The organism is Desertivibrio insolitus, from assembly GCF_017355965.1.
Classification (GTDB): Bacteria; Actinomycetota; Actinomycetes; order Actinomycetales; family Microbacteriaceae; genus JAFIQW01.
The window spans coordinates 535,069-549,873 of record NZ_JAFIQW010000001.1; the positions used below are offsets into that span (position 1 = coordinate 535,069).

A 14,805-nucleotide genomic window follows, 5' to 3' on the forward strand; every position below is an offset into this window, starting at 1 on the left:
CGGCGCGGCGTCAGGGGCGCGCCATCGGAACGGGGCGCCCCTCCCCCGCCCACGCTGCTTCGAAGGTGTGCGTTCCGCTGCCGACGATGACCGGTTCGGACCCGGGCAGCTCCACCATCCCGCCGGAGCCGGTGGGTACGGTCACCTCCACGGAGAGTGTTCCGTCCTCGAGGCGCCATGCGACGGCAGCGCGGCCGTACGGTGTCTCGTGCTCCGCAGACGCGTGTGTCAGCCCGCCGCCCGGCCTCGGCGCGAAGCGGATGCTGCGGTAGCCGGGCGAGGCCGGCGCGAGACCGGCGACCACCCGATGCAGCCAATCGGCCACCGCGCCCAGCGCGTAGTGGTTGAACGAGGTCATCTTCCCCGGGTTTACCGTGCCGTCGGGCAGCAGACTGTCCCAACGCTCCCAGATGGTCGTGCCGCCCTGCCGCACGGCGTAGAGCCAGGAGGGGGCGTCCTCCTGCAGCAGCAGCGAGTACGCGGCATCCGGATGCCCCGTCGCGGTGAGCGCGTCGCACACGAGGGGGGTTCCGACGAAGCCGGTCGCGATCCGGTGGCCGGCCTCCTCCACGAGTTCGGCCAGTCGCACCCCCGCCGCCTCGCGGAGGTCGTCGCCGACGAGGTCGAACGCGATGGCGAGCGAGTACGCCGTCTGCGCATCGCTCGTCATCCGACCGTCCTCACCGACGTAGGCGTCGAGGAAGGCTCTGCGCACCTCCGCGGCCAACCGCCCGAAGCGGGCGGCGTCCTCGTGCCGGCCGAGCACCTCCGCCATGCGCGCGAGGCGCTCGCTGGATCGGGCGAAGTAGGCGGTCGCCACGAGGTACCGGTCGGCCCGCGCGTCCGCGGGGTCGTCCGGAGGCGCCGAGGGATCGAGCCAGTCGCCGAGCTGGAAGCCCTCGTTCCAGAGCCTGTCGGGGCCGGCGAGTCTCTCGACGAGTTCGACCCATTTCCGGGCGCTCTCGTACTGGGTCTCGAGGATCCGCGGGTCGCCGAATCGCTCGTACAGGTCCCAGGGGGTGAGGGTCGCGGCGTCACCCCAGGCGGCGCCCGGACGGATCGGGGTCCACATCCGGTGAGCGGGAATGACCGGCACGTACCAGGGCACGGTCCCGTCGGGCAACTGTTCGATCGCGAGGTCCTTCAGCCACGACGAGAGCATGCCGGAGACGTCGTAGAGGAAGGACGCGGTCGAGGCGAACACCTGGATGTCGCCGGTCCAGCCCACGCGCTCGTCGCGCTGGGGGCAGTCGGTGGGAATGTCGAGGAAGTTGCCGCGCATGCTCCACACCACGTTCTCGTGGAGGCGCTCGACGAGCGGGTCCGAGCAGGAGAACCAGCCGGTCCGCTCCATGTCCGTGTGGTAGACCCGGGCCACGAGATCGCCGCTCGCAGCGGCCGCGTCGAGGTCGCCCGGCCACCCCGTCACCTCCACGTAGCGGAAGCCGTGGAACGTGAACCGCGGCTCCCACTCCTCGAGCCCACCGCCGGCGAGCAGGTACTCGTCCGTCGACTTGGCGGTGCGAAGGGGGCGTGTGTAGATCTCGCCGTCCTGCAGCACCTCGGCGGTGCGGAGGACGACGTGATCTCCCGCACTGCCCGACACCCGGATCCGCACGCGCCCGACCAGGTTCTGACCGAAGTCGAGCACGCGCGCTCCGCTCGGGGTCGTGAGCACGGCCACCGGCGCGACCTCCTGTGTGCATCGGACCGGCGGACCCTCGGGAGCGACGAGGGTGGCGGGATCACGGTGAGCCGCGACGACGCGATGCCAGTCGGAGTCGTCGAAGCCGGGGCGCGACCAGCCGTTCAGTGCCGCGGCGATGCGGGCGTCGTACACCTCGCCGTCGTAGTTCCCGCTGCGCACGATGGGACTGGGCGCGGCGCGCCAAGAGTCATCCGTGGCGACGACGTCGACGGTGCCGTCGGCGTAACGGATCTCGAGCTGCGCCAGCAGCGAGAGGTCGTGGCCGTAGAGGTTGCGGAAGCCCCGGTACCACCCGAGGCGGCCGCGGTACCAGCCGTCGCCCAGCCACGCACCGATCGCGTTGCTGCCGTCGGCGATCTGCTCGGTCACGTCGTACGTGCGGTACCGGAGTCGGCTGCGGTAGGGCGTCCACCCAGGAGACATGGCGTCGTCACCGACGCGCCGGCCGTTGAGCTCGATCTCATAGAGGCCGTGCGCCGTGACGTACAACCTCGCGGCAGCGACCTCGCCCCTGGCCTCGAACTCCCGCCGCAGGATCGAGGGGTGCCGCTCGTCGGAGGCCGGGTCCTCCTCCCACGACGCGCCCACGGCGAGCGCGGCCCAGTCCGAGGGCTCGAGCAGGCCCGCTTCGACGACGGCCGGCTCGCTCCAGTCGGATGCGGCACCGTCGGCACCGGTGACGCGCACCTGCACGGCGGCCCGGCCTCGAGAAGGAAGCGGGTCGTCCGGCCACGGCACCAGCACGGATTCGCTCGACGTGACGGGGTCGAAACCGCGCGGCGCCTCCTCGGCTCCGCGGATGATGCGGAGCTCGTACGAGGCCTGGGTCCAGCCATCGGGCGCGGCGGTCTTCCACGAGATCCGAGGAGCGGCGACACCGATGCCGAGCGCCTCGCGGACGTGTTCGAAAGTGGGGGCGGTCACCGAGATGGGCAAGGGAAGCTCCCGATCAGGTAGGAGGAGGGCGGTGACGCGATAAGAAAGCTCCCACAGCTTGACGTCACTGTCTGCATACTCATTCACTGTAGCGAATACATTCACCGGCGGCGCGCGCTCGTCGGTTCGGACCCCTGAAAGGCATCCCGGTCTCATGCGCTCAGCGCTTTTCTCCCCCGTCGAGCTGAGCTTCACCGCCCCCGGGGGGCCGGTTCCCGCGGATCGCACGCCGCTGACGGCCACGTTCACCCACGAGAACGGACGACACGTCGAAGTGCCTGGCTTCTGGGACGGCGACGACCGCTACCTGGTGCGGTTCGCCCCTGAACTCGAAGGCCGGTGGGACTGGACGACCGACAGCGATCAGCACGACGCGCTCGACGGTCAGAGGGGCGATCTTCGGATCGCGCCCGCCGTGGCGGCGGAGCACGGCCCGGTGCGCGTGGCAGGCACGTTCCATTTCGCGCACGCCGACGGCACCCCGTTCCGGCCCATCGGCGGGACCGTCTACAACTGGCTCCACCAGGAGGACCGGCTGTTCGACGAGACCGTGGAAGCCACGGTCGAGGCGGGATTCACGAAGCTCCGGTTCATGGTCTTCCCGCAGGCGGGCGGCTACGTCGAACACTTCCCCGACCTGCTCCCCTTCGAGCGGACGCCGGACGGCCGATGGGACGTCAGCAAGCCGGTGATCCCCTTCTTCCGCCGGCTCGACGACGCCGTGCGCCTGCTTCACGAGCGGAACATCCAGGCGGACGTCCTCATCTTCAACGCCTACGACAACGGGCGGTTCGGCCTCGACACCCTCACAGAGGACGAGGACGCCGCCTACCTCCGCTACCTCGTCGCTCGGCTGTCGGCGTATCCGAACGTGTGGTGGTCGCTCTGCAACGAGTACGACATCCTCGACCGACCCGATGAGCGATGGACCCGGGCGGGCGAACTGCTCGCGGCGACCGACCCGCACGACCATCTCCGCTCCATCCACAACATGCTGAGGCTCTACGACCACAACCAGCCATGGGTCACCCACGCGTCGATCCAGTTGGGGCAGGCGACGGAGGATTTCGGCCGGGCCTCCCTGTTCCGCGACGCGTACCGGAAGCCCGTCGTGCTCGACGAGATCAAGTACGAGGGCGATGTGCCCCTGCGCTGGGGGCAGCTCGACGCGCCGCAACTGGTGCACCAGTTCTGGATCGCGACCGTCTCCGGCTGCTACGCGTCGCACGGCGAGAGCTTCGTGCTCCCGAGCGGCAGCTTGCACATGGTCGAGGGCGGCAGGCTTCGCGGCGAGAGCCCTGAGCGGCTGGCGTTCCTCCGCCGGCTGCTCGACGAGATCGACCGTCCCGGCCTCGACCCGATCGACAACTGGTGGGACCCCGGGTTCGTCGCCGGGGTGCCCGGCCGGGTCTACGTCCAGTACCTCGGGCGGTCGGCGCCGGGCGAGTGGACCTTCCGACTTCCCCAGGGCCATTGGGGCGAACGCCTCGAGGTCGGGCAACGGTTCGAGGTCGACCTGATCGACACCTGGAACTTGACCTTGTCGACCGTGCCGCGCGTCTTCGAGCTGAGCGAAGTGCGGCGCAACGAGGCGTTCGCCCTGGACTCGGCCCCGGTTCCGCTCCCCGCGGGCGAAGCCCTCGCCCTGCGGATACGCCGGGTCACGGAATGACCTACGAGGCGCCCCCACCTCTGGTCCGGTAGCCCGCGTCAGCGGGCGTATCGAGACCTCTCCGCCCTACAGCGGGTGCGTCAGCCGCTGCACGAAACGACGTGTGCGCTCCTCGCGCGGTGACCCGAGCACCTGCGCGGGGGCGCCACGTTCGACGATGACGCCGCCGTCCATGAACACGACCTCGTTCGCGACCTCGCGGGCGAACTGCAGTTCGTGCGTCGCGACGACCATCGTCCAGCCCTCGCCCGCGAGCTGTTTCATGAGCGAGAGCACCTCGCCCACGAGCTCGGGGTCGAGTGCCGAGGTCGGCTCGTCGAAGAGCAGGAGCTTCGGCTTCAGGGCGAGGGCGCGCACGATTCCGACGCGCTGCTGCTGCCCGCCCGAGAGCGAGAAGGGGTAGTCGTCGCGCTTGGCGGCGAGGCCGACGCGGTCGAGCAGCGCCGTGGCATCCGTCACTGCCTCCTCGCGGGGTCGCTTCTGCACGACGACGGGTCCCTCGATCACGTTCTCGAGCACCGTCTTGTGCGGGAACAAGTTGTAGTGCTGGAACACCATCGCCGAGCGGTCGCGCAACTGGCCGAGGGTGCGCCGGTCGACCGTGCCGCCGAAGTCGATGCTCGGGCCGCCGTCGACGGCGACCGTGCCGGCATCCGGGGTCTCGAGTCCATTGAGGCAGCGCAGCAGGGTCGTCTTGCCCGAGCCGGAGGGGCCGATGAGCGTCGTCACCGTGCCGGCCGGCACGTCGAGGTCGACGGAGCGCAGCACCTGGTTCGAGCCGAAGCTCTTCGCGAGCGAGCGGACGGTCAGCAGCGGGTCAATGCGCGACATAGCGGTCCAATCGCTTCTCCAGGCGGTTCTGCCCGGCGGAGAGCGCGAGGCAGATGATCCAGTAGATCAGGGCGGCCTCGAGGTAGAGGATCATGAACTCGCCGCTGAACGCCGCGATCTCCTGGGTCTGCCGGAACAGCTCCGTGACGAGGATCGTCGACGCGAGCGAGGTGTCCTTGACCAGGCTGATGAACGTGTTCGACAGCGGCGGAACCGAGACGCGGGCGGCCTGGGGCAGGATGATCCGCCGCAGCGCGACGCCGCGGGACATCCCGATCACGTGCGCGGCCTCCCACTGCCCCTTCGGCACGGACAGGATCGCGGCGCGGATGATCTCGGCGGCGTACCCGCCGACGTTGATGGAGAACGCGGCGATCGCGCTCGGCCACGGGTCGACCGTCAGCCCGATGGACGGCAGGCCGTAGAAGATCACGAACAGCTGCACGAGCAGCGGGGTGCCGCGGACGAGCGAGATGTAGAACCGCGCGATGCCCGAGACGATCGTGATCTTCGACAGGCGCATGAGCGCGATCACGACGGCGATCACGAGCCCGATCACGAACGAGACGATCGCGAGCGGAATCGTGCCGAGGATCGCGCCCTGCGTGATCGGCCAGAACGATTCGATGACGAGGGAGAGGTCCTTCCCCGTCATCGAGTCGCCTCCTGCGGACTACTGGGTGACATCGTCCCCGAAGTACTTCTGGCTGATCTCGGCGAGCGTGCCGTCCTCACGGAGCTCGGCGAGCGCCTCGTCGACAGCGTCGACCAGGGTCTCGCTGCCCTGCGCGAACGCGAACGCCTGCTGCGAGCTGTCCTCGGTGAAGGCGGCGGCCTTCAGGTCCTCGCCCGCGCCGGTCGTGCGGTAGTCGAGCCAGGTCAGCTCGTCGTTGATGGTCGCGTCGACGCGCTGCTGCTCGACGAGCGCGACGGCCTGCGCCCAGCCCTCGACGGCCTCGATCGTCGCGCCGTTCTCCTCGGCGAGCTCGCGCCAGTTGCTGGTGAGCGACTGCGCGGCGGTCTTGCCCTCGAGATCCTCGAACGAGGCGATGTCGGCGTTGCTGGCGAGCGTCACGATGACGCCCTGAGACACGGTGTAGGGCTCGGAGAAGAGGTAGTCCTGCTCACGCTCGGGCGTGATCGAGACCTGGTTGGCGATCGCGTCGAAGCGACCGGCGTCGAGGCCCGCGAAGATCGCGTCCCACTGGGTCTCCTCGAACTTCGCCTCGACGCCGAGCTTGTCGGCGACGGCCTGCGCGATCTCGACGTCGTAGCCGACGAGGTCGCCGGAGCCGTCCTCGTGGAAGCTGAACGGGCGGTAGGTGCCCTCGGTGCCGAAGACGATCTCGCCGGCCTCCTGGATCTGGGCGAGGGCGTCACCCTCGGTCTCTTCGCTGGAGCCGCCACCCGAGGTCGAGCAGCCCGTCAGGGCGACGGTGCCGGCGGCGAGGAGGGTGATGGCGGACAGGCGGTACTTCACGGAAGGTGCTCCCAAGGGATGTGCTGCTGTGCGGGCCACGGAAGTGGGGCCCGACAGTGTTCGAACGTAACAAGCACCGCCTGCATTCCGGCGGGGTGTTACGTCGTGCGACCCGGGTCAGGCTACGGCGACCTGCAGCGCCGTCGACTGACCGGGGCATCCCCACCGGTTTCTTCTCGCGGAGACGCTAGCGTGGTGGGTCAGCATGGGAGGTGGTCTTGTACCGGCTTCACGGGATAGCACATTCAGAATTCCGCTTTTAACTCGTTCCGGAAGGCGAGACCGTCAGCGTCGGCAATCGCTTCACGACCCTGATAGGGCCAAACGGCACGGGCAAAAGTCAACTGTTACGGCACCTTGCGGAAGTGGGTCGTAAAGAAGCACGGACAGACGCCGAGCGTGCTCGACGCAGCGAAATCGGGGACCCGGCGGCGGTCATCGCTGTATCGAACCTTGTGGCGGACGTCTTTCCGTTTCAACGACGACAGTCCGGTCGCTACCACTACCTCGGTATCCGGCAGGCAACCAATTCTGCTACGACTGGCGCCGTGCGAGACCTGACTGATCAAGCAGCCGCCTTATGCCTCCTGGCTCCCTGGCGCCACGCCGCCCTGATGGCTTCTGCCGAGGTTTTAGGGCATAGCGGTGTCCGAGTTGTTGCTAGCCCAGGCAAGCTCCCGAGATACCAAGTGCGCACCCGGGACGTGCTGCTACGTGAGCTGTCACCTCACTTCTCAAGAGGGGAGCGCGATTACTCTCCCGCTCTACAATCTGTCGTTACTCGAATGCAGGAGCAAGTACAAAACAGTCTGATCGCCTCAGATGGGCACCTCGAACCGGAGATTGCGCTCGGCCACCTCGGCGCAGCCGCCGCCGAGCTAGGTCTCTCGTTCGCCGTTCTGGTCCGAGCCGCACACAGGTCGAATCTGATCCGATTCAGAACGGAATTTCGCAACGAGCGGAGCTGGCGAGACGTGGAAAGCATGAGCGCAGGGCAGCTCCTGCTCTTCTCAATGATCGCTCGGCTGGCTGCTCACATCGTTCCTGATTCGCTGATTTTGATCGACGAGCCAGAGGTCGGCCTCCATCCGAACTGGCAGTCAGAGTTTATCCCACTCCTACGTCGCAGCTTCCCGGATATTCTCTCCTCGCACTTCTTCATAGCGACCCACTCCCCTCACCTGGTTGCCGACGCTTCCGACGTGCTTATCCCGTCCAGCGACTGGGGCACCTTCGAGGACTACCCAGAACCTTTCTTCGGGCGGTCGGTCGAGAATATCCTTTACCGCGTGTTTGGCGCACGCATCAGCGGCAATGCTCAAGTCGAGCGCGATTTGACTCTCCTGCTGAAATATCGCTCGGGCACAGGTGAATTTATACGAACGGAAGAAGTGCAATTCGCGATCCAGCGGCTTAGGGCACTCTCCGGGCCTGATACCCCGGTACTCAACGATATTCTGCTTCGGACAGGCACGGGGCCCTTCCTGCCATGATGTCCTACCCTGAGCCACCTGTAGAGACATCTGGGAGAGCCCCACCGGAGGCAGAGCGACGGGAGTTGGCGCTCCTGGGACTCAGGCGCGGTCGAATGTCGCTTGTTCCGCCGGGCGTTCAGCCTCTGGGCCTTCCGTAACCAGCGGGGCCGATGCGCATACTGTCGGCTGCCCATTGGGCGAGGAGTGAGACGCGAGACCTCGGTCGATCACTTTGTATCGAAGAGCCACTGCGCACAGTGGACCTACGAGGCATTCAATCTCTTCCTCGCTTGCCACTCCTGTAATAGTGGCCTGAAAAAAGCGGCACTCACAATCACTCCGCCGCCGCTCGCAAATTACTCATCCTGCAATTTCACCGTTTTCCACCCGTACTTGCACCAGGACGCGAGCCGCCACATCACAGGTGGGTTCACGAACGGCGATCAACCACCACGGCCTGTACACGCCGAATCGGACGCGGGTGCCGAATTCATCCGGCTGTTCGAACTCGATCAGGCAGATATATACGCAGCCTGGAGCAACGATCACACCGCTTGGTTGGTGGAACAATGGAGGCAGGGCTTGGTGCCGTCAGACCAGAGCCTTCTCGAACAATTGCGTCTCGAGGTCTATAGCTGAGCCTTCGCCCTCGGAAGCGGCGGGTAGCACGGCAATTTGCAGAATGGGTTACGGCTGCAGCACCCCGTCCACCCGCCGCGGGATGCCGAGCGGGTTCTCCTCGCGCAGCGCCGCGGGCAGCACCGACGCGGGCGCGTCCTGGTAGGCGATCGGCCGCAGGAAGCGGCGCACGGCGGTCGCGCCGACCGAGGTGTGCTGCGACGTCGTCGCCGGGTACGGCCCGCCGTGGTGCTGCGACCACGTCACGGCGACGCCGGTCGGCCAGCCCTGGAAGAGCACGCGCCCCGAGATGCGCTCGAGCGCCGCGACGAGGTCGCCGACGTCGTCGCCGTCCTCCGCGTGCAGGGTGCCGGTGAGGCTGCCGCCGAGGTTCGAGAGGGCGGATGTCACCTGCTGCTCGTCGTCGTAGTCGATCAGCACCGTGAGCGGGCCGAACACCTCGTCGAACAGGGTGTCGGCGTGCTCGGCGAGCGTCGCGGCGTCCGCCCGCACGACGACCGGCGCGGCCGAGTCATCCGGAGCCTCGGCGCCCGCCACGACCGTGACACCGGGCACCTGGCTGAGGTGCTCGAGCCCGCGATGGAAGCCGGCCGCGATCGATTCGGTGAGCATGCGGTGCGGCGCCTGACCGACGAGCGAGGGCAGCTTCTCGGCCACCGTCGAGTCGCGCGGCACGAAAACGACGCCGGGCTTGGTGCAGAACTGACCCGCGCCGAGCTGGAACGAGCCGGCGAGGCCCTGCGCGAGCACGTCGCCGCGGCTCTCGTCGGCGCTGCGGGTGATGACGACGGGGTTGATGCTGCCGAGCTCGCCGAAGAACGGGATGGGCGTGGGGCGCGCGGCGGCGCGGTCGTGCAGCGCGCGGCCGCCCGCGACCGAGCCGGTGAACGACACGGCGGCGATCGCGGGGTGATCGACGAGGGCGAGGCCCGCGTCGTAGCCCTCGACGAGCGCGAAGGTCCCCTCGGGCGCGCCCGCGTTTTGCAGCGCGCCGGCGACGAGGTCGGCCGTGCGGCGCGAGGTGAGCGGATGACCCGGGTGCGCCTTCACGATCACCGGGCAGCCGACCGCGAGGGCGGATGCGGTGTCGCCCCCGGCGACCGAGAACGCGAACGGGAAGTTCGAGGCGGCGAACACGGCGACGGGACCGACGGGACGCAGGATGCGTCGCAGGTCGGGGCGCGGCGGAGTCGCGGCGGGGTCGGCGTGGTCGATGACGGCCTCGAGGTACGAACCCTCCTCGGCGACGCCGCCGAACAGGCGCAGCTGTCCCGTGGTGCGGGCGACCTCGCCGCGCAGGCGGGTCTCGCCGAGCGCGGTCTCCTGGTCTGCCAGCTGCACGAGCTCGTCGACGGCGGCGTCGAGGCTGTCGGCCACGGCGCGCAGCCAGCCAGCGCGCTCCGCGCCGTCGGTCGCGAGCAGCGCCTCATGGGCACGGGCGGCGGCGCGGGCGAGCGCGTCGATCTGCTCCGGGGTGGTGTCGCTCATGCGTGCTCCTTGATCGGGATGCCGATGACGGCGGAGGTGCCGCTCGTAGTGGACGGGGCGAAGCGGATGCCGAGGCCGAGCGCGGGTCCGCCGCTCACCCAGCCGTCGGAGAACTCGAGCCCCGTCGGCTCGGCGAGGGCGCCGAGTTGACCGAAGCCGGCGTCCTCGACGTCCTCGACCCACGTCGTCTCGGGGAGGGTGAACGCGACCTGTGCCGAGAGCTCCGGCAGCAGGTGCGGCGCGAGCGTCGCGCCGCGTTCCCGGGCTAGCTCGGCGATGGCGAGGAACGGGGTCAGCCCGCCCACACGCACGATGTTGGGTTGCACGACGTCGACGGCGCCGGCGTCGAGCCAGTCGCGGAACCGGTGGACCGTGTGCAGGTTCTCCCCCGCCGCGATCGGCACGTCGATGCGCTTCCGCAGTTCGCGGTGGCTCGCGAGGTCGTCGGCGCGCAGGGGCTCCTCGAGCCAGCTCACCCCGAGTTCGCCGAGGGCTTGCCCGGCTGTCGTCGCGTGATCGAGGCCCCAGCGCTGGTTCGCGTCGACCATGACCTCGCGGTCGGGGCCGAGCACCTCCTTGACCGCGCGCACGCGGTCGAGGTCCTCGGCGAGGTCGGGCTTGCCGACCTTCATCTTGACCGCCCGGTGGCCGGCCGCGACCCAGCGCTCCGCCTGGGCGACGAGCTCCTCGAGCGAGTAGTGCAGATTCACCCCGCTGCCGTAGACGGGCTGCCGCTCGTGCCGGCGTCCGAGCAGGTCGATCACGGAGCGACCCTCGCGCCGGGCGGCGAGGTCCCAGAGCGCCAGGTCGAGCCCGGCGAGCGCGATCGTCGTGACGCCGCCGCCGCCGGCCTCGTGGATCCGTTCCCAGACCGACTGCCAGATCTCCGGCGTCGCGGGCTTGCCGAGCGCGAAGGGCACGATGTCATCCTCGAGCAGCGCGTGCACGGCCCGGCCGCCGATCGTGGGCGTCCAACTGAAGCCGTGGCCCTCGACGCCCGCGTCATCCGTCACCTGCACGGCGACGACGCTGAGCTCGCGCACGTCCGCGCCCCACGGGCGGGTGAGGGCGATGCGGGTCGGTCGCAGTTCGACCGACGCGATGACGGATGTCACGGCAGCAGCGCCCGCCCCTGCTCGAGCAGGTCGCCGAGGCGCGCGAGCTGACGCTCGTCGGGGTCGACGAGCGGCGCGCGCACGGCGCCGACCTCGAGCCCGGAGAGCCGGATGCCCGCCTTGATGAGGGAGACGGCGAACCCCGGCGTCTCGTCGCGCTGGCGCACGAGCGGGGCGTAGAAGCCGTCGAGCAGGCGGCGCTGCGCCGAAACGTCGCCCGCGCGGTAGGCGCGGTAGAACGCGGTCGCGATGTCGGGCGCCATCGCGAAGACGGCCGACGAATAGAGAGGGACCCCGATCGCGGCGTAGGCGGCCTGACTGAGCTCGGCGGTGAGCAGCCCGTTGAAGAACAGGATGTCTCCGCGCCCGCTGCGCTCGGCGGCGAGCACGAACTCCTGGGCGAGGGCGACGTCGCCCACGCCGTCCTTGATGCCGACGACCCGCTCGCGCTCGAGCAGCCGCACGACGGAGTCGGTGGTGAACTTCGCGGTGCCCCGGTGGTAGACAATGACGGGCAGGTCACTCGCGGCGATGATGGCGTCGACGTAGGCGACGAGCCCCGCCTGCGGGCCCTGCACGAGGTAGGGCGGCATGACCAGCAGCGCCTCGGCACCGGCATCCGCGGCGAGCCGTGCGCAGGAGCGGGCGTGGCCGAGCGGTCCGCCGACGCCGGCGACGACCGGCACGCGCCCGGCGGTGGCGGTGACGGCCGTTCGGACGGCGAGCTCGTACTCCTCGAGCGCGAGCGCGTGGTACTCGCCCGTGCCGCACGCGGCGAACACCGCGCCCGGCCCGGCGTCCACCCCTCGGGCGATGTGCTGCTCGAGCACCTCGAGGTCGATGCGGTCGTCGGCGTCGAACGCGGTGACGGGGAAGAACAGCACCCCGTCGGCGAATCGGAGGTCAGGCACTGGTCATCTCCCGGGGAGTCGTGGTGGGCATCCTCATCGGGCGCCCTCGAGCAGCACCTCGGCGGCCGGTCCGAGCCCGAGCTCGTCGGTGCGGATCGGCCGCCCCTCCTCGAGGGAGCGGTTGCCGGCGAGGCCGACCGAGATCGAGCGGACGCCGTCGGTCCAGGACGCCGCGCGCGCGAGCTCGTCCTCGCCGCCGCCGACGAACACGTCGCGCAGGAGCTGGGCGTCGCCACCGCCGTGGCCACCGGTGCCGGCCGGGATCTCCACCTCGCGGGCCGGCTCGAAGTGCCGCTGCACGACGAGCTTCTCGCTGACGGGTCGGCCGCTCTCGTCGACGACACCCTCGGGGCGCGCGCTCGGGTCGACGATCGTCTTGCCGTCGGAGTCGAGCAGCACGGCGCCCCGCTCGATGACGGTCAGCTCGGCGCGACCCGCGGTGCCGTTGACGGCGACCGTGTAGCCCTCCCAGGGTGAGTGCGCGTTGAGCGAGTAGGTCATTGTGGCGCCCGAGAGGTAGTCGACGATGAGAGCGAGGTTGTCCTCGATCGTGATGCCCGGATCGAACACGTCGCGGTCGCGCAGATACCCGTCGTGGCGCTCCTGCTCGTAGTAGAGGCCGCGCAGCTGCTCGTCCGCGCGCAGGTCGAGGCTGAAGGCATCGCGCAGCGGCGAGTCGCTCGACCCGCGCTCCGGTCGCTCGCCGAGGCCGCGCTTCTCCGCGTTTTCGGCGCCGTAGAAGCGCAGCCCGCCGCTCGCGTACACCCGCGTCGGGGCGTCGCGCAGCCACCAGTTGACGAGGTCGAAGTGGTGCGAGGACTTGTGAATCAGCAGCCCGCCGGAGTTCGCCTTGTCGCGGTGCCAGCGGCGGAAGTAGTCGGCGCCGTGGGCGGTGTCGAGCACCCACTCGAAGTGCACCGAGGTCACTTCGCCGATCTCGCCCGACTGCAGCACCCGTCGCAGCGCGGAGTTGCGCGGCGAGTAGCGGTAGTTGAAGGTCACCGTCACCGAGCGGCCGCTCGCCTGGGCCGCCTCGGAGATGCGGCGGATGCCCTCCTCGGTGGTGGTGAGCGGCTTCTCGACGATCGCGTCGGCCCCGGCCTCGAGCGCGGCGACGGCGAGGTCGGCGTGCGTGAAGTCGGGCGTCGTGACGATCACGCGGTCGATGCGGTGCTCGCGCACGATCTCACGGAGCGCATCGGACTCGAAGCGCACCGGGGTGCCGAGCGCGGTGCCGCGGAAGCGCTCCTCGTACCAGTCGAGCCGGCCCGGGTTGGTGTCGCTCCAGGCGACGAGCTCGGCGACATCCGAGTGCTCGTCCGCCATCGCGCCGAGGTACATCTGGGCGCGGGAGCCGGTGCCGACCAGGGCGTAGCGGGTGCGGGACACGAAAGCTCCTTCGCTTGAGACGGGCGTCGAACGAGAGCGATAGGAAAGCGCTTTCTCGTACTCGCACGATTATTGCCCGGCGGCAGGAAGGCGTCAAACCTCGCGTGAGGCGGGGCCGATAGGGTGACTGCCGGCAGGAGGGACCGCAGGTGGCACGACGATCCGGCGCCGCCACCATCGCAGAGGTGGCGAAGGCCGCGGGGGTCTCCCCCGCCACGGTCTCGCGCGTCATGAACGATCGCTTCGTCGGCGATCCCGCGGTCGCCGAGCGGGTGCGCGCCGTCGCCGCCGATCTCAGCTACTCGCCCAGCCACTTCGCGCGCAGCCTCGCCCTCGGGCAGACGAAGGCGATCGCGTTCATCGTTCCCGATCTCGCCAACCCGGCTTTCCAGGCCGTGCTGTCGGGCCTCAGCAAAGCAGCAGGCCGCGACGGCTACCGCGTCCTGGTCGCTGATTCGAGCGAGAACCCGGACGAGGAACCTCTGCTCGCTCGAGAGGTGCGACGCCGCTGCGATGCGATCGTGCTCTGCGCTCCTCGGATGTCAGACGAGGAACTCTCGGAGATCGCAGGCTCCCTCGAGCCGCTCGTGCTGATCAACCGCACGGGCTCGGGCGATGCCGTGCCCTCGCTCGCGATCGATTACCGCGCCGGCATCCGGAGTCTCGCCGAGCACCTGCACTCCCTCGGACACCGGCACCTCGTCTACGTCGAGGGGCCGGAGCGCAGTGTGTCGAACCGGTACCGGCGAGACGGACTCGAGGAGTTCGAGCGCGACACCCCCGGCGCGCGCGTCACCCGCGTCGCCGGCGGGGCGACGACGGACGACGGAATCGCGGCCGCCCCGCGCGTGCGAGAGACGGGTGCGACCGCGGCCCTGGCCTTCAACGATCTCGTCGCCATCGGCTTGCTGAACGGTCTCGTCGACCTCGGCGTGGAGGTGCCGGCCGAGATCTCGGTCACCGGCTTCGACGACATCCCCTTCGCCCGCTTCACGACTCCCCCGCTGACCACCGCATCCGTGCCTCACCCCGAACTCGGTACACAGGCCTGGCAGCGGCTGCTCGCCGTCATTCGCGGCGAGGACCCGGAGCCCGACCTCGTACTCCAGCCTCACGTGGAGATCCGTTCGTCGACCGCCCGACCCGAGCACTCGGCTTGAC

Annotated in this window: 12 protein-coding genes; 4 read left to right on the top strand and 8 right to left on the bottom strand. The window is 69.5% G+C overall.

Annotation, left to right across the window (positions count from 1 at the left end; translation table 11 throughout):
- Positions 1-10 precede the first annotated feature (10 nt).
- On the bottom strand, positions 11-2,632 hold the full coding sequence (locus JUB10_RS02530; protein ID WP_307859057.1) for a glycoside hydrolase family 78 protein: 2,622 nt from the start codon (positions 2,630-2,632) through the stop codon (positions 11-13).
- 166 nt (positions 2,633-2,798) lie between these two features.
- On the opposite strand from JUB10_RS02530, the gene JUB10_RS02535 reads away from it, so the two are divergent.
- Positions 2,799-4,316, top strand: a complete 1,518-nt coding sequence (locus JUB10_RS02535) for an apiosidase-like domain-containing protein (protein ID WP_207453991.1) — start codon at positions 2,799-2,801, stop codon at positions 4,314-4,316.
- A gap of 66 nt (positions 4,317-4,382) precedes the next feature.
- Here JUB10_RS02535 and JUB10_RS02540 read toward each other — a convergent pair whose 3' ends face one another.
- From JUB10_RS02540 to JUB10_RS02550, 3 genes are read right to left on the bottom strand one after another with little or no spacing between them, the layout of a single operon-like run.
- Entirely contained in the window at positions 4,383-5,147 is a 765-nt protein-coding gene (locus JUB10_RS02540; protein WP_278250285.1) for an amino acid ABC transporter ATP-binding protein, read from the bottom strand.
- The gene (locus JUB10_RS02545; RefSeq protein WP_207453993.1) at positions 5,134-5,802 is read right to left on the bottom strand and encodes an amino acid ABC transporter permease; all 669 of its coding nucleotides are present in this window, start codon (positions 5,800-5,802) and stop codon (positions 5,134-5,136) included. Before JUB10_RS02545 ends, JUB10_RS02540 begins: the two co-directional genes overlap by 14 nt.
- An 18-nt stretch (positions 5,803-5,820) precedes the next feature.
- Positions 5,821-6,627, bottom strand: a complete 807-nt coding sequence (locus JUB10_RS02550) for an amino acid ABC transporter substrate-binding protein (protein WP_307859058.1) — start codon at positions 6,625-6,627, stop codon at positions 5,821-5,823.
- Between the two features lie 785 nt (positions 6,628-7,412).
- On the opposite strand from JUB10_RS02550, the gene JUB10_RS02555 reads away from it, so the two are divergent.
- Together JUB10_RS02555 and JUB10_RS02560 are read left to right on the top strand one after the other, a co-directional pair.
- On the top strand, positions 7,413-8,120 hold the full coding sequence (locus JUB10_RS02555) for an AAA family ATPase (protein ID WP_207453997.1): 708 nt from the start codon (positions 7,413-7,415) through the stop codon (positions 8,118-8,120).
- Positions 8,121-8,306: 186 nt separating this feature from the next.
- Positions 8,307-8,741, top strand: coding sequence for a hypothetical protein (locus JUB10_RS02560; protein WP_207453998.1), 435 nt, complete (start codon positions 8,307-8,309; stop codon positions 8,739-8,741).
- Between the two features lie 48 nt (positions 8,742-8,789).
- Here the strand turns inward: JUB10_RS02560 and JUB10_RS02565 are convergent, their stop codons facing one another.
- From JUB10_RS02565 to JUB10_RS02580, 4 genes are read right to left on the bottom strand one after another with little or no spacing between them, the layout of a single operon-like run.
- Complete coding sequence (locus JUB10_RS02565) at positions 8,790-10,229, bottom strand: aldehyde dehydrogenase (NADP(+)) (RefSeq protein ID WP_207453999.1); 1,440 nt, start codon at positions 10,227-10,229, stop codon at positions 8,790-8,792.
- Positions 10,226-11,344, bottom strand: a complete 1,119-nt coding sequence (locus JUB10_RS02570; RefSeq protein WP_207454000.1) for a mandelate racemase/muconate lactonizing enzyme family protein — start codon at positions 11,342-11,344, stop codon at positions 10,226-10,228. The genes JUB10_RS02565 and JUB10_RS02570 overlap by 4 nt, the downstream gene beginning before the upstream one ends.
- Positions 11,341-12,255, bottom strand: coding sequence for a 5-dehydro-4-deoxyglucarate dehydratase (locus JUB10_RS02575; RefSeq protein ID WP_207454001.1), 915 nt, complete (start codon positions 12,253-12,255; stop codon positions 11,341-11,343). Before JUB10_RS02575 ends, JUB10_RS02570 begins: the two co-directional genes overlap by 4 nt.
- A 33-nt stretch (positions 12,256-12,288) precedes the next feature.
- Positions 12,289-13,644, bottom strand: coding sequence for a Gfo/Idh/MocA family protein (locus JUB10_RS02580; protein ID WP_307859059.1), 1,356 nt, complete (start codon positions 13,642-13,644; stop codon positions 12,289-12,291).
- A 149-nt stretch (positions 13,645-13,793) separates the two neighbouring features.
- Between JUB10_RS02580 and JUB10_RS02585 the strand changes: the two genes are divergently transcribed.
- Entirely contained in the window at positions 13,794-14,804 is a 1,011-nt protein-coding gene (locus JUB10_RS02585) for a LacI family DNA-binding transcriptional regulator (RefSeq protein ID WP_207454002.1), read from the top strand.
- The last annotated feature ends 1 nt before the right edge of the window (position 14,805 follow it).

What these genes read in the sequence shown, in the direction of transcription:
- JUB10_RS02540 (WP_278250285.1), bottom strand. Translation starts at nt 5,147, where the DNA reads ATGTCGCGCATTGACCCGCTGCTGACCGTCCGCTCGCTCGCGAAGAGC.
- JUB10_RS02565 (WP_207453999.1), bottom strand. Translation starts at nt 10,229, where the DNA reads ATGAGCGACACCACCCCGGAGCAGATCGACGCGCTCGCCCGCGCCGCC.
- JUB10_RS02555 (WP_207453997.1), top strand. Translation starts at nt 7,413, where the DNA reads ATGCAGGAGCAAGTACAAAACAGTCTGATCGCCTCAGATGGGCACCTC.
- JUB10_RS02545 (WP_207453993.1), bottom strand. Translation starts at nt 5,802, where the DNA reads ATGACGGGGAAGGACCTCTCCCTCGTCATCGAATCGTTCTGGCCGATC.
- JUB10_RS02535 (WP_207453991.1), top strand. Translation starts at nt 2,799, where the DNA reads ATGCGCTCAGCGCTTTTCTCCCCCGTCGAGCTGAGCTTCACCGCCCCC.